The sequence below is a fragment of the Pseudomonas sp. A125 genome (genome assembly GCF_055409485.1).
This window is the reverse complement of record NZ_JBUZVP010000001.1, coordinates 427,930-451,243: the sequence shown is the minus strand read 5'-3', so window position 1 is coordinate 451,243 and position 23,314 is coordinate 427,930. Positions and strand designations below refer to the sequence as shown.

Below are 23,314 nucleotides of genomic sequence, written 5' to 3'. Positions count from 1 at the left end.
CACTAAAAGGTGCGTCGTAGGGAAGGTAAGCAAGATGGTACAGGTGAGAGCACACCAGCCGATCAACACCGACGGCAGTATCAATCTCGAGGCATGGCTGGATCATGCCGTCAGTGTCGACCCGGCACTGGACCGTGAAGCCTTGAAAGCAGCCTGCGAGTTCGCTCGTGAGTCTGAACAGCAAGACAATGCGGCAAAGAACCTGTGGGCCGAAGGCACTTCAAGCTTTCGCACCGGGTTGGAAATCGCCGAGATCCTCGCCGATCTCAAGCTCGATCAGGATTCACTGATCGCGGCGGTGCTGTATCGCGGCGTGCGCGAAGGGCATATTCAATTGCCCACCGTCAGCCAGCGTTTTGGCACCGTGGTGGCCAAGCTGATCGACGGCGTGCTGCGCATGGCGGCGATCAGTGCCAGCCTCAGCCCGCGCCAGTCCATGGTGCTGGGCACCCAGGGCCAGGTGGAAAACCTGCGCAAGATGCTGGTGGCGATGGTCGACGACGTACGCGTCGCGCTGATCAAGCTGGCCGAGCGCACCTGCGCGATTCGTGCGGTGAAAACCGCCGACGACGAAAAGCGCAACCGCGTCGCCCGCGAGGTGTTCGACATCTACGCGCCACTGGCCCACCGCCTGGGCATCGGCCATATCAAGTGGGAGCTGGAGGACTTGTCCTTCCGCTACCTGGAGCCCGACCAATACAAACAGATTGCCACGCTGCTCCATGAGCGGCGGCTCGACCGTGAGCGTTTCATCGCCGACGTGATGAGCCAATTGCGCACGGAGTTGCAGGCCACCGGTGTTGAAGCTGACATCAGCGGCCGGGCCAAACACATCTATTCCATCTGGCGCAAAATGCAGCGCAAGGGCCTGGCCTTCAGCCAGATCTACGACGTGCGCGCCGTGCGGGTGCTGGTGCCGGAAATGCGCGACTGCTACACCGCGCTGGGTATCGTCCACACACTGTGGCGGCACATCCCCAAGGAATTCGACGACTACATCGCCAACCCCAAAGAAAACGGTTACCGCTCGTTGCACACGGCAGTGATCGGCCCCGAAGGCAAGGTGCTGGAAGTGCAAATCCGCACCCACGCCATGCATGAAGAGGCGGAGCTGGGGGTGTGTGCGCACTGGCGCTACAAGGGCACCGACGTCAAGGCCGGGTCCAACCAGTACGAAGAGAAAATCTCCTGGTTGCGCCAGGTGCTGGAATGGCACGAAGAACTGGGCGACATCGGCGGCCTGGCCGACCAGCTGCGGGTGGATATCGAGCCCGACCGGGTCTATATCTTCACCCCTGACGGCCACGCGATCGACCTGCCCAAGGGCTCCACGCCGCTGGATTTTGCCTACCGCGTGCACACCGAGATCGGCCACAACTGCCGTGGCGCGAAGATCAACGGGCGCATCGTGCCGCTCAACTACAGCCTGCAAACCGGTGAACAGGTCGAGATCATCACCAGCAAGCACGGTACGCCGAGCCGCGACTGGTTGAACCCGAACCTGGGCTACATCACCACGTCCCGGGCGCGGGCGAAGATTGTCCACTGGTTCAAATTGCAGGCGCGTGACCAGAACGTCGCCGCCGGCAAAACCTTGCTTGAGCGCGAGTTGGGTCGCCTGGGCCTGCCGCAGGTGGACTTCGACAAGCTGGCCGAAAAGGCCAACATGAAGATCGCCGAAGACATGTTCGCCGCCCTCGGTGCCGGCGATCTGCGCCTGGCGCAGTTGGTCAATCTGGCCCAGCAACTGGTTGAACCGGAGCGTGGCAGCGAGCAACTGGAACTGATTCCACGCAAGGCCACGGGCTACAAGCCGGGCAAGCGGGGCGATATCCAGATCCAGGGCGTCGGCAACCTGATGACGCAAATGGCCGGTTGTTGCCAGCCATTGCCGGGCGACGCCATCGTCGGTTACATCACTCAAGGCCGCGGGGTGAGCATTCACCGTCAGGACTGTGCCTCGGTGTTGCAACTGGGCGGGCGCGAGCCGGAGCGGATCATCCAGGTCAGCTGGGGCCCGGTGCCGGTGTTGACCTACCCGGTAGACATCGTCATCCGAGCCTACGACCGCTCCGGGCTGCTGCGTGATGTGTCGCAGGTGCTGCTCAACGAGCGGATCAACGTGCTGGCGGTCAACACCCGCTCGAATAAAGAGGACAACACGGCGTTGATGTCCCTGACCATCGAGATTCCGGGGCTGGACGCGTTGGGTCGGTTGCTGGGGCGTATTTCCCAGTTGCCGAACATCATTGAAACCCGGCGTAATCGCACGCCATAACCCATTTTTTTGTGGGAGCCGGGCTTGTGTGGGAGCTGGCTTGCCTGCGATGCAGACGCCTCGGTATTTCAGATGTATTGAGTCGATGCCATCGCAGGCAAGCCAGCTCCCACAGAACACCGATAGAGATTGATCGATGTATTCACTTGAAGACCTGCTGCACCTGATGAACCGCCTGCGCGACCCGCAATACGGTTGCCCGTGGGACATCAAGCAAACCTACGCCACTATCGTCCCCCACACCCTGGAAGAAGCCTACGAAGTCGCCGACGCCATCGAGCGCGGGGACTTTGATCACCTGCAGGGTGAACTGGGCGACCTGTTGTTCCAGGTGGTGTATTACAGCCAGCTGGCGCGGGAAGAAGGGCGCTTCGAATTCGCCGGGGTGATCGACAGCATCACCCGCAAGCTGATTCGTCGTCACCCGCATGTGTTTCCCACCGGCGATCTGTACGCACCGCTGGATATCCCGCAGTTGAGCGAAGAGCAGGTCAAGCAGCGCTGGGAGGAGATCAAGGCCGAGGAGCGTGCAGAAAAGTCCGACGCGCCAAAGCAATTATCCCTGCTGGATGATGTGCCCATGGCCTTGCCGGCGCTTTCCCGCGCCGCCAAATTGCAAAAGCGTGCCGGGCAAGTCGGTTTTGACTGGCCGGCGGCGTTGCCGGTGGTGGATAACGTGCGCGAAGAGCTGGATGAAGTGCTCCAAGCCATGGCCGACAATGACCCGGTAGCCATCGCCGATGAAGTGGGTGACCTGCTGTTTGCAGCGGTCAACCTGGCCCGTCATCTGCAAGTTGACCCGGAAGCGGCCTTGCGTTTAGCCAACGCCAAATTCGAACGACGTTTCCGATTTATCGAACAGGCATTGCGCGACACGCACAAACCCATAGAAGATTGCACCCTCGAAGAGTTGGACGCCCTGTGGGGCGAAGCCAAACGCCAGGAAAAGAATCTGTCCAGCTGCGGCTGAACCGTTGCCCAAGTGAGTAAGCACCATGAGCATTTCCCTTCGCGACCAGTTGCTCAAAGCAGGCCTGGTCAACCAAAAGCAGGCCAAACAGGTCGGCAAAGAGAAACAGAAGCAGCAGCGCCTGGTGCATAAAGGCCAGGTTACGGCCGACGATAGCCAGGCGCGCCTGGCCATTGAAGCGCATGCCGAGAAGGTCAAGCGTGACCAGGAGCTGAACCGCCAGCACCAGGAAAAAGCCGAGGCCAAGGCCCGCGTGGCCCAGGTCAAGCAGTTGATCGAAACCTCGCGCCTGCCCAAGCTGACCACCGAGGACTACTACAACTTCGTGGATGACAAGAAGGTCAAGCGCCTGTCGGTCAACACCTTGATGCGCAACAAGTTGAGCAACGGCTCCCTGGCGATCGTGCATCACGGTGGCGGCTATGAAGTAATCCCGCGTGAGGCGGCGCTGAAGATCCAGGAGCGGGCACCTGAGCGTATCGTCCAGATGAACGTCCTGACCGAGAGCCAGGTACCGGATGAGGATGATCCATACGCCGCGTACCAGATCCCTGATGACCTGATGTGGTAAGACGTTAGAAACCACAGTGTAGCGAGGGAGCTTGTTGTGGTGAGCGGGCTTGCCCCGCGCTGGGCTGCGAAGCAGCCCCAATAATTCCCCTAAAACACAAACCCCGCTCAAAAGGCGGGGTTTGTGTTTATAGATACTCCAGCTGCGTGGGGCTGGGTGTCTACAGGATTTCAGAGTTTCAGGAGCTTTGCGCCTGGCGTTTCATCTCAAGGGTCTCGAGCTCGTTTTTATAATTATGAGCTTCGGTCTCGTCGTGAAACATGCCGACCAGCAGGTCCTGCTGGTGTACATCCCAGATGTGAATCCCGTGGGCTACCGCTTCATGGGACATATGGTCATCGTCGCGTTCAGTTACTTTTACAGTCATCTGCTTGCTCCAATCTCTGGTTGACCTGCGGCAAGGCGTCGCAGGCCTTTGTTATATGGTTTGTTAGCTTGCTAAGTAAATAAGCAACATTTGCAACACACCTTTACAGAAACTGGAACAATCTCCGGGCCCGCGTAAACCGTGACATTGCGTCGCAGGGCGCTGAGTTTTATGACAAAAGTTTCATGTTGGTGTCAGCTGACAGGCGAAAAAAAGCCCCGCAGATGCGAGGCTCTTTTAATGCACAGGGGATCAGTTGCCTTTGACAGCCTTGCCGTCAACGGTACCGTCTTGCAGCATGATGTTGTATTCCTTGCCGTCGGTCTCGACCTGGCGCAGGGCAACCAGCAGGCCACCCCAATCCTTGGCAAACCACATTTGGGTAATGCGCTTGCTTTGAGTCGGGTCACGCACGCGCTCGACCTTGATCGCGTCGATGGAGCCGGCTTTGGTCTGGACCTTTTCCGGGCCGATCACGCGAAAGTCGTAGGTGTCGGTATCAGTACCTTCGACCACGCGGTAGCTCATGCTTTTTTTGCCGGCGGCCACATCGCGTTGCAGGGCAAGCTGGTAGGTCGACTTGTCCATCATGCCGCTTTCTAGGGCGACATTGACCGGGTCCTTGTTTTCGAAGCCGGTGACCTTGTTGGCCGTGCGGTCGAAGTCCAGGTTGATCTTCTTCGCCTTGCCCAGTCCGCCGCGTTCGAAGGTATAGCTCTGCGGCTGCAGGGCGTCCTTGTCAAAGCGGATCACGCTGGTTTCAGACAGGCTGGCGATCATCATGGAAGCCTTGAAATTCAAGGTCCAGGTGCCGTTGTCATTCTTGGTCAGGCTGCGTTCTGCCGAGCCACTCATGGGCAACTGTTTCCAGTCGGCGGTGTAGCTGGCGGAGAAAGGGTGAAGGTCTGCCGCTTGCACGGCAGGCAAGGCGAACAGCGCAAAAGCGAAGAGCAGGGCGCGACGCATAAAGTCTCCTAGGTTCGAATCAAGTGGCCGCTGGCCGCCAGTAACTGACCGTCCAATAATGCACCGTGGTCGCCAAGAACCAACCGCCCCTCAGCGAACCAGCGAACAGCCAGCGGGTAAATCCTGTGTTCCTGGGTGTGAACCCGTTGCGCAAGCGTCTGCGCCGAGTCCGCAGACTCTACCGGAACTACTGCCTGTACGACCAGAGGCCCGCCATCGAGTTCCTCGGTGACAAAGTGCACGCTGCAACCGTGCTCGGTGTCGCCGGCCTCCAGGGCGCGCTGGTGGGTGTGTAACCCTTTGTATTTGGGCAGCAGGGACGGGTGGATATTGAGCAGGCGCCCGTTGTAGTGGCGTACGAAATCGGCGCTGAGAATGCGCATGAAGCCGGCCAGTACCACGAGTTTTGGATTGAAGGCGTCGATGAGTTCGATCAAGGCGCTGTCGAAGGCCTCGCGGCCTTCGAAAGCCTTGTGATCGAGGGAGCGGGTGTCAATACCCGCGTCCCTGGCGCGTTGCAGGCCGTAGGCGTCGCTGCGGTTGGAGACCACCGCAGCGATGCGCGCCGGGCTGTCGCAGGTCAGCGTGCTATCGATCAGGGCCTGCAAGTTACTGCCGGTGCCGGAGAGCAGCACCACGACATCACAGGTCTGGGACATCTGCCCTTGCATCAGTGTGCCTTGAGGTTCTTCAGTTCAACCTGGGCAGCGCCTTCAGGGGCGGTGGCGATCTGGCCGATGACCCATGGCTGCTCGCCGGCTTCACGCAGGACGTTCAGCGCTGTTTCAACGTGCTCTTGAGCCACGCAGATGACCATGCCCACGCCGCAGTTCAGCACGCGGTGCATCTCGGTTTCGTTGACGTTGCCTTGCTCTTGCAGCCAGTCGAAGACTGCCGGGCGCTGCCAGCTGGCCACGTCGACAATCGCCTGCGCGCCTTTAGGCAGTACACGCGGGATGTTGTCCAGCAGGCCGCCACCAGTGATGTGAGCCATGGCCTTGACCGCGCCGGTGTCCTTGATCAGCTTGAGCAACGGCTTCACGTAGATGCGGGTCGGGGCCATCAGCAGGTCGGTCAGAGGCTTGCCGTCGAGCTGGATGGTTTCGATGTCGGCGCCGGACACTTCGATGATCTTGCGGATCAACGAGTAGCCGTTGGAGTGCGGGCCCGACGATGGCAGGGCCAGCAGGGCGTCACCGGCAGCGACTTTGGAGCCGTCGATGATTTCGGATTTCTCTACAACGCCGACGCAGAAACCGGCCAGGTCGTAGTCTTCGCCTTCGTACATGCCTGGCATTTCAGCGGTTTCACCACCGACCAGGGAGCAGCCGGACAGTTCGCAGCCGGCGCCGATGCCGGTAACTACTTGGGTTGCGGTCTCGACGTTGAGCTTGCCGGTGGCGTAGTAGTCAAGGAAGAACAGCGGCTCGGCGCCGCACACCACCAGGTCGTTCACGCACATGGCAACCAGGTCGATGCCGATGCTGTCGTGCTTGTTCAGGTTCAGTGCCAGGCGCAGCTTGGTGCCCACACCGTCGGTGCCGGAGACCAGAACAGGCTGCTTGTAGCCGGCCGGGATCTCGCAGAGGGCGCCAAAACCGCCCAGGCCGCCCATGACTTCGGGGCGCGCAGTGCGCTTGGCGACGCTCTTGATGCGTTCGACCAATGCTTCACCGGCGTCGATGTCTACACCGGCGTCCTTGTAGCTCAGGGAGGGTTGCTTGCTCATGATCCAGGCCTTTAGGGGGGATTTCTGGGTAACGACCGAATGCGGCGGGTGTACCGAAACTTGAGTTTCAGCATGGCCTGCCATTGACGGTCTGCGAAGGCGCGCGATTTTATCAGGCTTGAGGGGCAGCGGCCATCCTCGGGCCGACGGGCAGGGGCAATAGCTGTTAAAAAAATCGCTAATCGAGTCGGTCACGGGGCGTATTAAGGTATAGCCTTTAACTCGCTATCGTTATGACAGTACAAAAACTTACCGAGGCCCTGTGAATGTTTTGCCGGTCGCTGTGGTCACAGCCTTGCTCAACAGTGTTCACGCGGTCTGTTCCAACCGCTTATTTGCCGTTCGGGAATCTTTTTTCATGGGTCTGAGTAAATATTTTTTTGTGGGCTGTTTGTCGTTGGTCAGCCTGGCGAGTCATGCCGAAACCCTCAATGGTCTCTATCAAGTGCTGGAACCGGTCAGCAGTCAGTCTCCCCAGGAGCGTGACCAGGCTACCCAGCGTGCCCTGCAAACCCTGGTGATCCGCCTGACCGGCGACGCCAAGGCCGCCGACGGTCCTGGCCTGGCGGCAATTCGCAAAGACCCGCAACAGATCATCAGCCAATACGGCTACGATGCCGGCCCGCCGGAAAGCCTGCAGGTGGATTTCGACCCGGTCAGCACCGACCGCGCCTTGCGTGGCGCAGGGTTGGCACTGTGGGGCAGCAATCGGCCGTCGATCCTCGGCTGGTGGCTGAACGATTCCGTCGAAGGCAGCAGCCTGGTCGGTGATGGCCAAGCCGTCGCCCAGCCGCTGCGCCGAGCGGCCCAGCACCGTGGTTTGCCGTTGCGCCTGCCGTTGGGTGACCTGGACGAGCAAATTGTCGCCACTGCCCCGAATCTTGAAAGCCCCGATGCCACGCCGCTGCGTGCTGCGTCCGAACGTTACGGCGCCGATGCCTTGCTGGCCGTGCATGCCCGTGAAGATGGCGGCCAATGGTCGGCCAAATGGCGCCTGTGGCTGGGTGATAAAAGCGAGCAGGGCACCGCCACCGGCACAGACACCGCTGCGTTGGCCGACGCCGTACTGCTGGCTGTCAGCGAGCGCCTGGCGCCACGTTTTGCGGTCAAGGCCGGTGCTGCCACCAGTGATCAGTTGCTGGAAGTGCAGGGCATGAACCTGGAACATTACGCCGCCCTCGGCCATCTGCTGGAGCCGTTTGGTGCCCAGCCGGTGCGCGTGGACGGCACTCGCATCGTGTATCGGGTCAATGGCAGCGCGGAGCAATTGCGCACCCAGTTGAGCCTGGCCAAGTTGCAGGAAGTGCCTGCGGGTGAAGCGCCGGCTCCGCAGCCGGTAGCGGAGGGCGCCCAACCGGCGCCGGTCGAGCCGACGCCGCAGCTACGTTTTCATTGGTAAGCATTCTTCCTCCTTATATAGAAGCAGGAAGCAAATAACAGATGGAGTGGTTTATGGCGGATACGCGTCGTTGGGTGTGGCTTGGCGGGATTGTCCTGCTGTGCGTTTTTGTGTTCCTGCTGCATTCGATCCTGACGCCGTTCCTGGTTGCGTTACTGCTGGCCTACCTGTTCGATCCCGTGGTGGACCGCCTGGAAAAGGTCGGCCTGTCACGCACCTGGGGCGTGGTGGCGGTGTTTGCCTTGTTCACCTTGATCATCACGGCGTTGGTGCTGGTGCTGGTGCCGATGCTGGCCAAGCAATTGTTCAAGCTCTATGAGCTGGCGCCGCAGATGCTCGACTGGCTGCAACACACGGCCATGCCGTGGGCCCAGGCCAAGCTGGGGTTGGCGGACGGCTTCTGGAAGTTCGACAAGGTCAAGGCGGCCATCAGCGAGCACATGGGCCAGACCACCGACATCGTCGGCGTGGTACTGAGCCAAGCGACGGCGTCGAGCCTCGCGTTGATCGGCTGGCTGACCAACCTGGTGCTGATCCCGGTAGTTGCGTTCTACCTGCTGCGGGACTGGGACATCATGATGGTCAAGATCCGCAGCCTGCTGCCACGCGACCGCGAGGAGCGCATCGTTGCCCTGGCCGGGGAGTGCCATGAAGTGCTGGGCGCCTTCGTTCGCGGCCAGTTGCTGGTGATGTTGGCCCTGGGGATTATTTACGCGGCGGGGTTGATGGCTATCGGCCTGGAACTGGGGCTGTTGATCGGCCTGATTGCCGGCCTGGCAGCCATCGTGCCGTACATGGGCTTCGTGATCGGGATTGGTGCGGCGCTGGTGGCCGGGCTGTTCCAGTTCCACGGCGACCTGTACCCGATGCTCGGGATTGTCGCGGTGTTCATGGTCGGTCAGGCCCTGGAAGGCATGGTGCTGACGCCGTTGCTGGTGGGCGACAGGATCGGCCTGCACCCGGTGGCGGTGATCTTCGCGATCCTGGCGGGCGGCGAACTGTTCGGCTTTACCGGCATCCTGCTGGCGCTGCCCGTGGCGGCGGTGATCATGGTGCTGGTGCGCCATGTGCACGACTTGTACAAGGACTCGGACATGTACGCAGGGGTCGACGAACCAGAGTTGTAACCGCAGCATCACAAACCCGGCTCAAGGCCGGGTTTGTCGTTTATCGGCCCTGGCGTTACACCAGGGCGTCAAACAATCCTCACAAATCCAACAAGTTAACGCAAACCTTTGATTTTGCTTGTGGTCTGCTGCATTGTGCGCCCGGCGTCACGGGTATAAACTTTGCAAACTTTACACAGAGGCCACTAACGGTTCGATTGTAGCCGTTCAGTCAGCATGAAACCGATTCAGCTGCCCCTAGGTGTGCGTCTGCGTGACGACGCCACCTTTATCAATTACTACCCAGGCGCCAATGCCGCTGCACTCGGCTATGTCGAGCGGCTCTGCGAAGCCGACGCCGGCTGGACCGAAAGCCTGATCTACCTCTGGGGCAAGGACGGCGTGGGGCGTACCCACTTGTTACAGGCCGCGTGCCTGCGCTTCGAGCAGATGGGTGAACCGGCGGTGTACCTGCCACTGGCAGAGCTGCTGGACCGCGGTATCGAGATCCTCGACAACCTTGAACAATACGAACTGGTCTGCCTGGATGATTTGCAGGCGGTGGCGGGGCGGGCGGATTGGGAGGAGGCGCTGTTCCATCTGTTTAACCGCTTGCGCGACAGCGGCCGGCGCTTGCTGATTGCCGCGTCCACCTCGCCACGTGAGTTGCCGGTGAAGCTGGCCGACTTGAAGTCGCGGCTGACCCTGGCGCTGATCTTCCAGATGCGCCCGTTATCCGATGAAGACAAATTGCGTGCCCTGCAACTGCGGGCTTCCCGTCGCGGGTTGCACCTGACCGACGAAGTCGGGCATTTTATCCTTACGCGTGGCACCCGCAGCATGAGCGCATTGTTCGACTTGCTCGAACAGCTCGACCAGGCCTCCTTGCAGGCCCAGCGCAAGCTGACCATTCCCTTCCTCAAGGAAACCCTCGGCTGGTAGCCAGCCCTTTGAAAACGGGGCTTTCGGCAAATTCCAGGCGTCAGAAAACCTGCGTTTGGGCCGTTTTTGCCACGCAAATGGGTTGTATAGGGTGTTAAGGGCTTAGATGTCATAGTCCAAACAAGAAGTCACAAAGATCACGATTGAATTTGCAAATCGATGTGATAGAGGGCATAGTCTCGGCTTCTTTACACATCAGCCACGGTCGTGCCCATGCTAAATCGCTTCGCACCCCTCGTGCCTCTCGCACTCGTTACCCTGTTGTTTGGTTGCGCCACCCACACTCAAAACGTGGTTGAGCAGCAAAAACCAGCACAACAGTCCCAGGCAAAATTCGTTGCGTCGCAGTCTTCCAGTGTTTATCAGGAAGAGATCGCAACCGAAAAAGAACTCGCCGACTTCGCCGGCGCCAAGCCTTACCAGCTTCCCGTTCTGGCCGACAGCATTCTCGAACGCGGCATGTCCCTGATCGGTACCCGTTACCGTTTCGGCGGTACCTCTGAGGCCGGTTTCGACTGCAGCGGTTTCATCGGCTACCTGTTTCGCGAGGAAGCCGGCATGAACCTGCCGCGTTCCACCCGCGAAATGATCAACGTGGATGCACCGTTGGTCGCGCGGAACAACCTCAAGCCCGGTGATCTGCTTTTCTTCAGTACTGCTGGCCGTGGTCGTGTCAGTCACGCCGGTATCTACCTGGGCGACAACCAGTTTATCCACTCCAGCAGCCGCCGCAGCGGTGGTGTGCGGGTCGACAACCTGGGTGACAGCTACTGGAGCAAAACCTTCATCGAAGCCAAGCGCGCCCTCGCGATGGCCCCGACTACCGTTACCGCCAGCAAGTAAAGTTAAAGTGATACTTGAAGTTTGACGTGTAAGCGCTAGAATCCCTGGACATTGTTGTAAATCGATCGCGCGAGCTTTGCTTGCGCGTTCTGGTTTTCAGCGTTCGGCAGCGAAAGCCGCATCCAGATCAGGATTGTTCTGCCCATGTCGACCTCGGCCCGCCTAATTCTTCTTGTTTGCGCCGCGCTGCTCAGTGCCTGCGCAAGTCGTCCTCCGCCTGCTCCCGTGGCCGTCAAGCCCAAGCCGGTGTTCAACACCTACGCCACCCAAAGTTTCTCGCCTGCTGCCGAAGACGTGCTCTTCCGTGCGCTGGGCCTGGTCGGCACGCCTTATCGCTGGGGCGGCAATACGCCGGACTCGGGATTTGATTGCAGCGGCCTGATCGGGTTTGTGTACCGCGATGCGGCGGGCATCTCCTTGCCGCGTACCACTCGCGAGCTGATCGTGATGCGCGCCATGGACGTGAGCGAAAACAACCTGCAAACCGGCGACCTGCTTTTCTTCGCCACGGGCGGCGGCTCGCAAGTCAGCCACGCCGGGATCTACGTGGGTGAAGGGCGCTTTGTGCATGCGCCGCAAACCGGCGGTACGGTGAAGCTGGACACACTGTCCAAGGCCTATTGGCAGAACGCCTACCTGAGCGCCAAGCGCGTGTTGCCCGCCGAGCATCTGGCGCGTAATCCATAAGCAAAAACAACTGTGGGAGCCTAGGCTCCCACAGTGTTTTTCAGGGCGGGCTATTTCGCCGCCGACACCCGCCACACCTTGTTTCCCACATCATCTGCCACCAACAAATCCCCCTGCTTGTCGATCACCACGCCTACCGGGCGCCCCATGGCTTTCTCATCGCTGTTGAGGAACCCGGTCAGCACATCCACCGGCCGGCCTTTGGGCTGGCCTGCCTCAAACGGCACGAAGATCACCTTGTAGCCGCTGTGGGGCTTGCGGTTCCACGAGCCATGCTGGCCGATAAACGCGCCGTTGCTGAACTGCGCCGGTAACGTGCTGCCGTCGGCAAAGGTCAGCCCCAGGGACGCCGTGTGTGGGCCTACCGCGTAATCCGGTGTGATCGCCTTGGCCACCAGGTCCGGGTTCTGCGGATTCACCCGCACATCCACGTGCTGCCCGTAGTAACTGAACGGCCAGCCGTAGAAGGCCCCATCCTTGACCGAGGTGATGTAGTCCGGCACCAGGTCGCTGCCGATTTCATCGCGCTCGTTAACCGCTGTCCACAGCTTGCCGCTTTGCGGCTCCCAGGCCATACCGTTGGGGTTGCGCAGGCCGGAGGCGAAGATGCGATGCTGGCCAGTGGCGCGGTCCACTTCCCAGATCGCGGCGCGGCCTTGTTCTGCGTCCAGGCCGTTTTCCCCAACGTTGCTGTTGGAGCCTACGCTGACGTACAGCTTGCTGCCATCCTTGCTGGCCACCACGTTCTTGGTCCAGTGATGGTTGATGCTGCCGCCCGGCAAGTCGGTCACGGTGGTGCCGGCTTCCTTGATCGAGGTTTCACCTGGCTGGTAAGGGAAGCGCAGCAGCTTGTCCGAATCGGCGACATACAGGTCGTTGCCCACCAATGCCATGCCAAACGGCGAGTTCAGGTTTTCCAGGAACACCGTGCGGGTTTCGGCGACGCCATCGTGGTCGGCGTCCCGCAGCAGAGTGATGCGGTTCGGGCTCGGCACGCCGGCCCCGGCGCGGCCCATGACTTTCTCCATCACCCAGCCACGAATGCCCTTGGAATCGTCCGGCTTGGGCGGTGCATTGGTTTCGGCCACCAGCACGTCACCATTGGGCAGCACATACAGCCAGCGTGGGTGATCCAGGCCCTCGGCGAACGCCGCCACCTGAGTGCCCGCCGCCGGGGTCGGCTTGCTGCCTTCGGGCCAGCCGATCGCCGGCGCGATGTTCACCGTGGGGATCAGGGTTTTGTTCGGTTCGGGCAGCTTGGGCGAGGGGCCGGTGCCGTCGGACACTTGCAGGGTAGAGCTTTCACCACAGGCGGCGAGTGTGCCGGCCACCATGATCAGTAGGGCAAGTCGGGTCTTGTGCATGGTTTTCTCCTTAATACCTGTAGGGATAGAGGTGCGTGGCGGCCCGATGGTTCACGCGCATGTCCGGCTTTAATTGACGCTCCACCCCCAACCCACTAACCTTCGCGGCTTGTTTCAGGTGCTCTGTGGCGTACGCGCCGACTGAGTGAAACAGGGAAGCCGGTGAGTGAGCGCACTTTTTTACAGTGCAGCCACGATCCCGGCGCTGCCCCCGCAACGGTAAATGAGTCAAGACGGTGCCTCAAACCACTGTATCGCCCGCGATATGGGAAGGTGCACCCTCGGCATCCCATGCCACTCATGAGCCCGGAGACCGGCCTGATCCATCCAACAGCATCACGGTGGGCGATGCTTGGCTGTCTGTATGTGTCTTTTCCTGCCCGCCGTTTTTGTCCAGCCCCAACGGAGAGCTGCCATGACTGAATCCCCCGATCGTGACGAACGCCACCTGGCGCGCATGCTGCGCAAAAAAGCCGTGATTGATGAGCGCATTGCCAATTCACCCAACGAGTGCGGGTTGCTGCTGGTGCTCACTGGCAACGGCAAGGGCAAGAGCAGTTCGGCCTTTGGCATGCTGGCCCGGGCCATGGGCCATGGCATGCAGTGCGGCGTGGTGCAGTTCATCAAGGGGCGCAACAGCACCGGCGAAGAACTGTTCTTCCGCCGCTTCCCTGAGCAGGTGCGCTTTCACGTAATGGGCGAAGGTTTTACCTGGGAAACCCAGGACCGCGCGCGCGACATCGTCGCCGCCGAGGCAGCTTGGGCGGTCTCCCGGGAAATGCTGCAAAACCCGGCCATCGGCCTGGTGGTGCTGGATGAGCTGAACATCGCCCTCAAGCACGGCTACCTCGACCTGGACCAGGTGCTCGGCGACCTGCAGGCCCGCCCGCCAATGCAACACGTGCTGGTGACCGGCCGTGGCGCGAAACCCGAATTGATCGAAATGGCCGACACCGTGACTGAAATGGGCATGCTCAAGCACGCCTTCCAGGCCGGTATCAAGGCACAGAAAGGCATCGAACTTTGAATCAGCCCCGTCACTGCCCTGCTGTCCTGATCGCCGCACCGGCGTCCGGCCAGGGCAAAACCACCGTCACCGCCGCGCTGGCCCGTTTGCACCGCAACCTGGGGCGCAAGGTGCGGGTGTTCAAATGCGGCCCGGACTTTCTCGACCCGATGATCCACGAGCGCGCCAGTGGTGCGCCGGTCTATCAATTAGACATGTGGATGGTGGGCGAGCAGGAAAGTCGCCGGTTGCTGTGGGAAGCGGCGGGGGAAGCCGACCTGATCCTGATCGAAGGCGTGATGGGCCTGTTCGACGGCACACCGTCCAGCGCCGACCTGGCGCGGCACTTTGGCGTGCCGGTACTGGCGGTGATCGACGGTACGGCCATGGCCCAGACCTTCGGCGCCCTGGCGTTGGGCCTGGCGCGTTACCAGCCAGACCTGCCGTTCGCCGGTGTACTGGCCAACCGAGTTGGCACGCTGCGCCATGCGCAATTGCTCGAAGGCAGCCTCACTGAAGGCTTGCGCTGGTACGGCGCACTGTCCCGGGAAACCGGCATCGAGTTGCCCAGCCGCCACCTTGGCCTGGTGCAAGCCAGCGAACTGAATGACCTCGACCTGCGCCTCGACGCTGCCGCCCAGGCGTTGGGCAGCAGTTGCGAGGTAGCCTTGCCGCCGCCGGTGGAATTCGCCGCGCCTGAAGTGATCGAGGCACAACCGTTGCTGGCCGGTGTACGCATTGCCGTGGCCCGTGACGAGGCTTTCGCATTCACCTACGGCGCCAGCCTCGACCTGTTGCGAGCGATGGGCGCCGAGTTGCGCTTCTTCTCGCCGATTCGTGACCGGGCGTTGCCCGAAGCTGACAGCCTCTACTTGCCGGGCGGTTACCCGGAACTGCATCACCAGGCGCTGTCGGAAAACACCGCGATGCTCGACGCCATCCGCGCCCATCACGCCGCCGGCAAACCGCTGCTGGCTGAATGCGGCGGCATGCTTTATCTGCTGGACTCGCTCACCGATGTCGATGGCACCCGTGCCGAACTGGTCGGCCTGCTCCAGGGCGACGCCGTGATGCAAAAGCGCCTTGCGGCACTGGCCCTGCAAAACGTCGAACTGCCCGAAGGCCTGTTGCGCGGCCACACCTACCATCACTCGCTGACCAGCACCGAGTGGCAGCCGATTGCCCGTGGCCTGAGCCCCAACGGCGGGCGCGGCGCCGAGGCGGTTTATCGTCAGGGCCGGATGACGGCTTCCTACGTGCACTTTTACTTCCCGTCCAACCCGACAGCGGTGGCTGCCTTGTTTGCGCCAAGCCTTGAGACCGCCATCGCAGGCAAGCCAGCGCCCACAGTTGACCGAGTTGAAACGCAATCTACTGTGGGAGCGGGCTTGCCCGCGATGAGGCCATGACTGACAACGCCTTTGCGCAAGCCGACCGCGAAGCCGTCTACCGCGCCATCGCCGAACGCCGCGACATGCGCCACTTCAGTGGCGGCAGCGTTGCCCCCGAATTGCTCCAGCGCCTGCTGCAAGCGGCCCACCAGGCACCGAGCGTCGGCCTGATGCAGCCGTGGCGTTTTATCCGCATCAGCGACCGCAACCTGCGCAGCCAGATCCAGCAACTGGTGGAAGAAGAGCGCGTACGCACCGCCGAGGCCCTCGGCGAGCGCTCCGACCAGTTCATGAAGCTCAAGGTCGAAGGCATCAACGACTGCGCCGAAGTGCTGGTGGCTGCGCTGATGGACGACCGCGAGCGGCATATCTTCGGGCGCCGCACCTTGCCGGAAATGGACATGGCGTCGTTGTCCTGTGCAATCCAGAATCTATGGCTGGCAGCTCGCGTCGAAGGCTTGGGCATGGGCTGGGTCTCGCTGTTCGAACCCCAGGCCCTGGCCGACCTGCTGGGCCTGCCGCCCGGCGCCAAGCCGTTGGCCGTGTTGTGCCTGGGCCCGGTGAGCGAGTTCTATCCGGCACCGATGTTGCAGCTTGAAGGCTGGACCGAACCACGGCCGCTGAGTGACATGCTGTATGAGAATGTTTGGGGAGTGAGTCAATGAGTGTGGCCTTGCTGAGTGTCGCTGCCGTGGCGCTGGATGCGCTGCTGGGCGAGCCCAGGCGCTGGCATCCGCTGGTGGCGTTCGGCAATTTTGCCGGGCGCATCGAGCAGCGTTTCAACTCCGGCGGCCGTGGCTGGCGCAGCCATGGCGTGACGGCGTGGGTGATTGCGGTAGTGCCGCTGACCTTGTTGGCCACGGCCCTGTCGTGGGCGCCTTACATCGGCTGGGTAGTGGAAATCCTCGCGCTGTATTGCGCCCTCGGCATGCGCAGCCTCGGCGAACATGTACTGCCGGTAGCACAAGCCCTGCGCAGCGATGACCTGGACGAAGCGCGCAAACGCGTCAGCTACTTGGTGAGCCGTCAGACCAGCGAACTGGACAGCACCGAAGTCGCCCGTGCGGCCACCGAATCGGTGCTGGAAAACGGCAGCGACGCGGTATTCGCCGCACTGTTCTGGTTTGTGGTCGCTGGCGTGCCGGGCGTGGTGCTCTATCGTCTGAGCAACACCCTGGACGCCATGTGGGGCTATCGCAATGAACGCTTTGAACGCTTCGGCTGGGCCGCGGCAAAGATCGACGACGTGCTCAACTACATTCCGGCACGCCTGGTGGCGTTGACCTACGCGCTGCTGGGCAAAACCCGTCTGGCCCTCACATGCTGGCGCAACCAGGGCCCGACATGGGACAGCCCCAACGCCGGCCCGGTGATGGCGGCTGGGGCTGGCGCCCTTGGCGTGGAACTGGGCGGCGCGGCGATTTATCACGGCGAACTGCACCAGCGCCCGCCACTGGGCGAAGGCCCGCCGGCGGATGCCGATTCCATCGAGCGCGGCTGGCAACTGGTGCAACGCGGCGTGTGGCTGTGGTTGCTGATCCTGTGCGTGGGGGCTGAGTTTTATGCTTGAACACGGTGGCCGCTTGCGCAAGGCGGCGATGCAGTACGGCATTCCCGAGGCCGAGTGGCTGGACCTGTCCAGCGGCCTGGCGCCGTGGCCGTTCCCGATCCCGCAAATTCCGCAGCGGGCCTGGGCGCGCCTGCCGGAAACCGATGACGGCCTGGAGCAGGCGGCCTGCGAATATTACGGCGCAACCCAAGTACTGCCGGTGGCCGGCTCCCAGGCGGCGATCCAGCTGCTGCCGCGCCTGCGCCGGGCGGGCAAGGTTGGCGTGCTGTCACCGTGTTACGCCGAACACGCCGAAGCCTGGCGCCGCGCTGGCTATATCGTGCGCGAAGTGCAGGAGCAGGAGGTCGACTTCTTCCTCGACAGCCTCGACGTGTTGGTGGTGGTCAACCCCAACAACCCCACCGGCCTGAGCCTGAGCCCGCAACGCCTGCTGGACTGGCACGCCCGCCTGGCCCAGCGCGGCGGCTGGCTGGTAGTGGATGAAGCCTTCATGGACATCACCCCGCAATTAAGCCTTGCGAGCCAGGCCAATCAGGTCGGGCTGATCGTGCTGCGCTCATTCGGCAAATTCTTCGGCCTGGCCGGGGTGCGGCTGGGGTTCGTGCTGGCCGAGCGCAAGCTGCTCAAGCTGCTCGCCGAACAGGTGGGGCCGTGGGCCGTCAGCGGGCCGACGCGGGTGCTTGGGCAAATATGCCTGGGTGATACCGCCGGCCATGCGCAACAGCGGCTGCGTTGCGAGGCGGCCAGCCAGCGCCTGTTTGACCTGCTTGAGTGCCATGGCTTGCGGCCTCAGGGCGGCTGCGCGTTGTTCCAGTGGATGATCACGGACCGGGCCGAGCAGTTGCATGAATTCATGGCCCAGCGTGGCATTCTGTTGCGCCTGTTTGTCGACAACAGCAGCCTGCGTTTCGGCCTGCCGGACACCGAGGCCGACTGGCTGCGGCTGGAACAGGCACTGTGCGCCTACAAGGAAGCCTCATGAGTACCTTGATGGTGCAGGGCACCACCTCCGACGCCGGCAAAAGTACGTTGGTGACTGCACTCTGCCGCTGGCTGGTGCGGCAGGGCATCCCGGTGGCGCCCTTCAAACCACAGAACATGGCGCTCAACAGCGCCGTGACGGCCGAAGGTGGCGAAATTGGCCGGGCCCAGGCGGTGCAGGCCCAGGCTGCGAACCTGGCGCCCCATACCGACATGAACCCGGTGCTGCTCAAGCCCAATAGCGACACGGGCTCCCAGGTGATTATCCATGGGCGCGCCGTGACCACCATGAATGCCGTGGCTTATCACGATTACAAAGCCATCGCGATGCAGGCGGTGCTCGCCTCTCATGCGCGGTTGAGTGCGGCGTATCCGGTGGTGATGGTCGAGGGCGCGGGCTCGCCTGCGGAGATCAACCTGCGGGCGAATGACATTGCCAACATGGGCTTTGCCGAAGCGGTGGACTGCCCGGTGCTGCTGATTGCCGACATCAATCGTGGCGGGGTGTTTGCGCACCTTGTGGGCACGCTGGAGTTGTTGTCGCCGACCGAACAGGCGCGGGTCAAAGGGTTCATCATCAATCGGTTTCGCGGGGACATTGCGCTGTTGCAGCCGGGGCTGGATTGGTTGGAAGCGCGTACGGGCAAGCCGGTGGTGGGGGTGTTGCCGTATGTGATGGATTTGCATCTGGAGGCTGAAGACGGCATCGACCGGCGTCAGATCGACAAGGCGGCGCAGGTGCTCAAGGTGGTGGTGCCGGTGTTGCCGCGGATCAGCAATCACACGGATTTTGATCCGCTGCGGTTGCATCCGCAGGTGGATTTGCAGTTTGTGGGGCCGGGGCAGGCGATTCCTGCGGCGGATCTGATTATTTTGCCGGGCTCGAAGAGTGTGCGCAGTGATTTGGCGTATTTGCGGGCCAATGGGTGGGACACGGCGCTGGCGCGGCATTTGCGTTATGGCGGGAAGGTGTTGGGGATTTGTGGTGGGTTGCAGATGCTCGGGGAGCAGGTGCATGACCCGCTTGGGTTGGAAGGGCCTTGCGGTTCCAGTGATGGGTTGGGGTTGTTGGCGTTTAGTACGACGTTGGAGGAGGAGAAGCAGTTGCGCAATGTGCGCGGGCGGTTGTTGCTGGAGGATGCCGAGGTGAGTGGGTATGAGATCCACGCGGGCGTGACCAGTGGCGCTGGCTTGGTACGGGCTGCGGTTCGGTTGGACGATGGGCGCATGGATGGGGCTCAGAGTGAGGATGGGCAGGTATTGGGCACCTATCTGCATGGGGTGTTTGAGACTGCGGCTGCGTGTAGTGCGCTGTTGCGGTGGGCTGGGCTGGAGGATGTGCAGGAGGTGGATTATCACGGGTTGCGGGAGCGGGATATTGAGCGGTTGGCGGATCTGGTAGAGCGGCATTTGGATACGGGGTTGTTGCGCTCATTGTGTGGGGTTTGAGTTGTTGGTGTTGGATGGTGTGTATATCCGTTGCTGCGGTAACGGCTTCTTATGGTTCCGCTCTTACAGCGGGTCACTTTTGGCAAACGCCCCAAAAGTAACCAAAAGGTCTTTGCCCCACCACTCGGTGCCTCGCTTAGGCTCGGCATGCCCGCACTCCGGCACGGCTCCGCGGGCCGCCGCGACGGGCCATCCATGGCCCGGCGCGGCTAAATCGGCATCCTTGCCGATTTACCCGCTCCACCGTGCCTGCTTGGGCCATCGTGGTTGACGGGGCCTGCAGATCAAGGTCAACAGCAAGAGCACGGCGGCCTGAAAGCCGACCTGAGTGTTAAAAGCCAGATCAAAAGCTGTAAAAGCTGGCTTGCCGGCGATGCAGGCAACTCGGTTTTTCAGATGTGCCGAGGTGATGCCATCGCAGGCAAGCCAGCTCCCACATTGGAACCGTGCCTGCTTTAGCTTTTGATCTGGCTTTTAACACTCAAGCCGGCCTGTAGGCCGCTGTGTTCTTGATCTGTTGTTGATCTTGCTCTGACTGCCCCATTCAGCCCGAGGCCGAACGCAGGGATTGAGGAGCGGGTAAACCGGCAGGACGCCGGTTTAGCCGCGACGGGCCAGGGACGGGCCGTCGCGGCGGCCCGCGGAGCAATGCCGGAGTGAGGGAACGCCGAGCCTAGGCGAGGTGCCGACAGGCGGGGCAGAGCGTTTTGGTTACTTTTGCGCTTTTCAAAAGTGACCCGCTGTAAGAGCGGAACCAATTGAAGCCGTTACGAAAACAACGGATATACACACCGTCAAAAGCAGAGAAAAACCCCATGCTCCAGTTGATCCTCGGCGGCGCCCGCTCCGGCAAAAGCCGCCTGGCTGAAAAACTCGCCACCGACAGCGCCCTAAACGTCACCTACATAGCCACCAGCCAACCCCTGGACGGCGAAATGAACGAACGCGTGGCCATCCACCGCCAACGCCGCCCAGCCGAATGGGCCCTGATCGAAGAACCCCTGGAACTCGCCCGCACCCTGCGCGAAAACGCCGCCACCGACCGCTGCCTGCTGGTCGACTGCCTCACGCTGTGGCTCACCAACCTCCTCATGCTCGAAACCCCCGACCGTCTAAAGGAAGAGCGCGAAGCCCTGCTACAAACCCTGGCCTCTCTGCCAGGAGAAATCATTTTTGTCAGCAACGAGACCGGACTGGGTGTCGTCCCGCTGGGCGAATTGACTCGCCGCTATGTCGATGAAGCCGGTTGGCTGCATCAAGCCTTGGCCGAACGTTGTCAGCGCGTCGTCCTGACCGTCGCCGGCCTGCCCCTGACTTTAAAAGGTACTGCGTTATGACCAACACCTGGTGGCTCAACCCCTGCAAAGCAATCGACACCCAGGCCCACGAACACGCCCTGGCCCGTCAACAGCAACTGACCAAACCCGCCGGCTCCCTCGGCCAATTGGAAGCTGTGGCCGTGCAATTGGCCGGCCTCCAGGGCCAGGTCAAACCCAGCGTCGACCACCTGTGGATCGCCATCTTCGCCGGCGACCACGGCGTCGTCGCCGAAGGGGTCTCCGCCTTCCCCCAGGAAGTCACCGGCCAGATGCTCCACAACTTCGTCACCGGCGGCGCCGCCATCAGCGTGCTCGCCCGCCAACTCGACGCGAAACTGGAAGTGGTCGACCTCGGCACCATCACTCCCACACTGAGCCTGCCCGGCGTACGTCACCTCAACATCGGCCCCGGCACCGCCAACTTCGTCAAAGGCCCGGCAATGACCGAAGCCCAAGGCCAACTGGCCTTGCAAGCCGGCCGCGACAGCGTGCATCGCGCCATCGCAAGCGGCGCGCAGCTGTTTATCGGCGGCGAGATGGGCATCGGCAATACCACCGCCGCCAGCGCCCTGGCTTGCGGGTTGCTGGACTGCCAGGTCAGCGACTTGACCGGCCCCGGCACCGGCCTGGACGCCCAGGGCGTCAGCCACAAAGTCGCCGTCATCGAACGCGCCCTGGCACTGCACGCCGGCGACCGTAACGACGCACTGAAAACCCTGTTCAACCTCGGCGGCTTCGAAATTGCCGCGCTGGTCGGCGCCTACCTGGCCTGCGCCCAAGAGGGCGTGGTGGTACTGGTCGACGGCTTTATTTGCACCGTCGCGGCGCTGGTCGCCACTCGCCTTAATCCCGCTTGCCGCGAATGGCTGCTGTTCGGCCACCGCGGTGCCGAGCCCGGCCATCGTCATGTGCTGCAAAGCCTCAACGCCGAACCACTGTTGGAGCTCGGCCTGCGCTTGGGTGAAGGCAGCGGCGCAGCACTGGCCGTGCCTCTGTTGCGGCTGGCCTGCGCACTGCACGGGCAAATGGCGACCTTCGCCGAAGCAGCCGTGGCGGACCGTCCGGCATGACCTTGCACCTGGACCTGTTGCGCCACGGCGAGACCGAACTGGGCGGCGGCTTGCGCGGCAGCCTGGACGATGCGCTCACCGCCAGGGGCTGGGAGCAGATGCGCGCGGCGGTGGTAGGGCAGGGCCCGTGGGACCGTCTGGTCAGCTCGCCGCTGCAGCGTTGCGCGCGGTTTGCCGATGAGTTGGGTGCGCGCCTTAACCTGCGGGTCACCCTGGAAAAAGATCTACAGGAGCTGCACTTCGGCGCATGGGAAGGGCAGAGCGCCGCAGCCTTGATGGAAACCGATGCCGACGCGTTGGGGCTGTTCTGGGCTGACCCGTACAGTTTCACACCACCTCAGGGCGAGCCGGTTTCGCAGTTCGCCGCACGCGTACTGGGCGCTGTCACCCGTTTGCATCAAGCCTATGACGGCCAGCGAGTGCTGTTGATCAGCCACGGCGGCGTCATGCGCCTGCTGCTCGCCCAGGCGCGCGGTTTGCCTCGTGAGCAACTGTTGAATGTGGAAGTCGGCCATGGTGGCCTGTTCAGCCTGCAGGTCGAGGCTGATGGCGTATTCAAGGAAGGAATCTGAGCATGCTGGCGTTCTGGATCGCCTTGCAGTTTCTCAGCAGCCTGCCGATTCGCTTGCCCGGCATGCCGCAGCCGCAGGAGCTGGGACGGTCGTTGCTGTTTTATCCCGTGGTGGGGCTGCTGTTCGGGCTGTTGCTGTGGGTTTTGAACGCCGTGTTGATGGGCGCACCGTTGCTGCTGCATGCCGCGTTGCTGTTGACTGCATGGGTGTTGCTCAGTGGCGGCCTGCACCTGGACGGCCTGGCCGACAGCGCCGACGCTTGGCTGGGTGGCTTCGGCGACCGCGAGCGCACCCTGACCATCATGAAAGACCCGCGCAGCGGGCCGATCGCGGTGGTCACCCTCGGCCTGGTGTTGCTGCTCAAATTCACTGCGCTGGTGGCGTTGATCGAGCAGCACAACGGCGCCGCGCTGATCCTGGCCCCGTTGATTGGCCGCGCTTCGATGCTGGCGCTGTTTCTCACCACGCGGTATGTACGCGCCGGCGGGTTGGGGCAGGCGTTGGCGGATCATCTACCACGGATCGTCGGCCAACAGGTGCTGATCCTCAGTGGTCTGGCGTGTATCTTGATTGGTGGTTTCAGCGGCGGCATCGCCGTGTTGCTGGCCGCACTTTGCTTTATCGGGTTGCGCCAATTGATGGTCAATCGCCTCGGTGGCACCACCGGCGACACCGCCGGCGCGCTGCTGGAGCTTTTGGAAGTCGCGGTGCTTATCGGCCTGGCGCTGTAACAG

General features: G+C 62.0%; 23 protein-coding genes and 1 riboswitch. Of the genes, 18 read left to right on the top strand and 5 right to left on the bottom strand.

Annotated elements, in window-relative coordinates; genetic code table 11:
* The first annotated feature begins 34 nt into the window (after nt 1-34).
* From relA to ACZRN6_RS02030, 3 genes are all read left to right on the top strand, one after another.
* The gene (relA, locus tag ACZRN6_RS02040; protein ID WP_322143852.1) at nt 35-2,278 is read left to right on the top strand and encodes a GTP diphosphokinase; all 2,244 of its coding nucleotides are present in this window, start codon (nt 35-37) and stop codon (nt 2,276-2,278) included.
* Between the two features lie 136 nt (nt 2,279-2,414).
* A complete protein-coding gene (gene mazG / locus ACZRN6_RS02035) occupies nt 2,415-3,248 on the top strand; it encodes a nucleoside triphosphate pyrophosphohydrolase (protein ID WP_322143853.1) in 834 nt (277 codons plus the stop codon).
* A 25-nt stretch (nt 3,249-3,273) separates the two neighbouring features.
* Entirely contained in the window at nt 3,274-3,819 is a 546-nt protein-coding gene (locus tag ACZRN6_RS02030) for a DUF2058 domain-containing protein (protein ID WP_076014754.1), read from the top strand.
* 178 nt (nt 3,820-3,997) lie between these two features.
* Here the strand turns inward: ACZRN6_RS02030 and ACZRN6_RS02025 are convergent, their stop codons facing one another.
* The 4 genes from ACZRN6_RS02025 to purM all read right to left on the bottom strand — a co-directional run bounded on the left by ACZRN6_RS02025 (nt 3,998) and on the right by purM (nt 6,881).
* On the bottom strand, nt 3,998-4,186 hold the full coding sequence (locus ACZRN6_RS02025; RefSeq protein WP_322143854.1) for a hypothetical protein: 189 nt from the start codon (nt 4,184-4,186) through the stop codon (nt 3,998-4,000).
* A gap of 252 nt (nt 4,187-4,438) precedes the next feature.
* Nucleotides 4,439-5,152 carry a DUF3108 domain-containing protein gene (locus ACZRN6_RS02020; RefSeq protein ID WP_322143855.1) on the bottom strand — a complete coding sequence of 238 codons (714 nt, stop codon included), beginning with the start codon at nt 5,150-5,152 and terminating at the stop codon, nt 4,439-4,441.
* Nucleotides 5,153-5,160: 8 nt separating this feature from the next.
* Nucleotides 5,161-5,811, bottom strand: a complete 651-nt coding sequence (gene purN, locus ACZRN6_RS02015; RefSeq protein ID WP_464007090.1) for a phosphoribosylglycinamide formyltransferase — start codon at nt 5,809-5,811, stop codon at nt 5,161-5,163.
* Nucleotides 5,812-5,822: 11 nt separating this feature from the next.
* Nucleotides 5,823-6,881, bottom strand: a complete 1,059-nt coding sequence (purM, locus tag ACZRN6_RS02010) for a phosphoribosylformylglycinamidine cyclo-ligase (protein WP_169387374.1) — start codon at nt 6,879-6,881, stop codon at nt 5,823-5,825.
* A gap of 358 nt (nt 6,882-7,239) precedes the next feature.
* On the opposite strand from purM, the gene ACZRN6_RS02005 reads away from it, so the two are divergent.
* From ACZRN6_RS02005 to ACZRN6_RS01985, 5 genes are all read left to right on the top strand, one after another.
* A complete protein-coding gene (locus ACZRN6_RS02005; RefSeq protein ID WP_322143857.1) occupies nt 7,240-8,280 on the top strand; it encodes a DUF2066 domain-containing protein in 1,041 nt (346 codons plus the stop codon).
* Nucleotides 8,281-8,333: 53 nt separating this feature from the next.
* Complete coding sequence (locus tag ACZRN6_RS02000) at nt 8,334-9,407, top strand: AI-2E family transporter (RefSeq protein WP_464007089.1); 1,074 nt, start codon at nt 8,334-8,336, stop codon at nt 9,405-9,407.
* Nucleotides 9,408-9,623: 216 nt separating this feature from the next.
* Nucleotides 9,624-10,328 (top strand): DnaA regulatory inactivator Hda, encoded by a 705-nt coding sequence (gene hda, locus ACZRN6_RS01995; protein WP_010176467.1) that lies wholly within the window; start codon nt 9,624-9,626, stop codon nt 10,326-10,328.
* A gap of 213 nt (nt 10,329-10,541) precedes the next feature.
* Nucleotides 10,542-11,171 (top strand): C40 family peptidase, encoded by a 630-nt coding sequence (locus tag ACZRN6_RS01990; protein ID WP_322143859.1) that lies wholly within the window; start codon nt 10,542-10,544, stop codon nt 11,169-11,171.
* A 144-nt stretch (nt 11,172-11,315) separates the two neighbouring features.
* Nucleotides 11,316-11,858 carry a C40 family peptidase gene (locus tag ACZRN6_RS01985; RefSeq protein ID WP_322143860.1) on the top strand — a complete coding sequence of 181 codons (543 nt, stop codon included), beginning with the start codon at nt 11,316-11,318 and terminating at the stop codon, nt 11,856-11,858.
* A 50-nt stretch (nt 11,859-11,908) separates the two neighbouring features.
* Here the strand turns inward: ACZRN6_RS01985 and ACZRN6_RS01980 are convergent, their stop codons facing one another.
* On the bottom strand, nt 11,909-13,222 hold the full coding sequence (locus ACZRN6_RS01980; RefSeq protein WP_464007088.1) for a PQQ-dependent sugar dehydrogenase: 1,314 nt from the start codon (nt 13,220-13,222) through the stop codon (nt 11,909-11,911).
* Nucleotides 13,223-13,321: 99 nt separating this feature from the next.
* Nucleotides 13,322-13,558, top strand: a riboswitch (cobalamin riboswitch).
* 79 nt (nt 13,559-13,637) lie between these two features.
* On the opposite strand from ACZRN6_RS01980, the gene cobO reads away from it, so the two are divergent.
* From cobO to ACZRN6_RS01930, 10 genes are all read left to right on the top strand, one after another.
* Nucleotides 13,638-14,249, top strand: a complete 612-nt coding sequence (cobO, locus tag ACZRN6_RS01975) for a cob(I)yrinic acid a,c-diamide adenosyltransferase (protein WP_258344280.1) — start codon at nt 13,638-13,640, stop codon at nt 14,247-14,249.
* Nucleotides 14,246-15,637 carry a cobyrinate a,c-diamide synthase gene (locus ACZRN6_RS01970; RefSeq protein WP_464007087.1) on the top strand — a complete coding sequence of 464 codons (1,392 nt, stop codon included), beginning with the start codon at nt 14,246-14,248 and terminating at the stop codon, nt 15,635-15,637. The genes cobO and ACZRN6_RS01970 overlap by 4 nt, the downstream gene beginning before the upstream one ends.
* Nucleotides 15,634-16,284, top strand: coding sequence for a 5,6-dimethylbenzimidazole synthase (bluB, locus tag ACZRN6_RS01965; RefSeq protein WP_322143863.1), 651 nt, complete (start codon nt 15,634-15,636; stop codon nt 16,282-16,284). The genes ACZRN6_RS01970 and bluB overlap by 4 nt, the downstream gene beginning before the upstream one ends.
* Nucleotides 16,281-17,189: an adenosylcobinamide-phosphate synthase CbiB gene (cbiB, locus tag ACZRN6_RS01960; protein ID WP_322143864.1), complete on the top strand. Its 909-nt coding sequence runs from the start codon at nt 16,281-16,283 to the stop codon at nt 17,187-17,189. Before bluB ends, cbiB begins: the two co-directional genes overlap by 4 nt.
* A complete protein-coding gene (gene cobD / locus ACZRN6_RS01955) occupies nt 17,182-18,171 on the top strand; it encodes a threonine-phosphate decarboxylase CobD (protein ID WP_322143865.1) in 990 nt (329 codons plus the stop codon). Before cbiB ends, cobD begins: the two co-directional genes overlap by 8 nt.
* Nucleotides 18,168-19,619 carry a cobyric acid synthase gene (locus tag ACZRN6_RS01950; protein ID WP_464007086.1) on the top strand — a complete coding sequence of 484 codons (1,452 nt, stop codon included), beginning with the start codon at nt 18,168-18,170 and terminating at the stop codon, nt 19,617-19,619. The genes cobD and ACZRN6_RS01950 overlap by 4 nt, the downstream gene beginning before the upstream one ends.
* 815 nt (nt 19,620-20,434) lie before the next feature.
* Nucleotides 20,435-20,956, top strand: coding sequence for a bifunctional adenosylcobinamide kinase/adenosylcobinamide-phosphate guanylyltransferase (gene cobU, locus ACZRN6_RS01945; RefSeq protein WP_464007085.1), 522 nt, complete (start codon nt 20,435-20,437; stop codon nt 20,954-20,956).
* Nucleotides 20,953-22,008, top strand: coding sequence for a nicotinate-nucleotide--dimethylbenzimidazole phosphoribosyltransferase (cobT, locus tag ACZRN6_RS01940; protein ID WP_322143868.1), 1,056 nt, complete (start codon nt 20,953-20,955; stop codon nt 22,006-22,008). Before cobU ends, cobT begins: the two co-directional genes overlap by 4 nt.
* Complete coding sequence (gene cobC, locus ACZRN6_RS01935) at nt 22,005-22,580, top strand: alpha-ribazole phosphatase family protein (RefSeq protein WP_464007084.1); 576 nt, start codon at nt 22,005-22,007, stop codon at nt 22,578-22,580. The genes cobT and cobC overlap by 4 nt, the downstream gene beginning before the upstream one ends.
* 2 nt (nt 22,581-22,582) lie before the next feature.
* Nucleotides 22,583-23,311, top strand: coding sequence for an adenosylcobinamide-GDP ribazoletransferase (locus tag ACZRN6_RS01930; protein ID WP_322143870.1), 729 nt, complete (start codon nt 22,583-22,585; stop codon nt 23,309-23,311).
* The last annotated feature ends 3 nt before the right edge of the window (nt 23,312-23,314 follow it).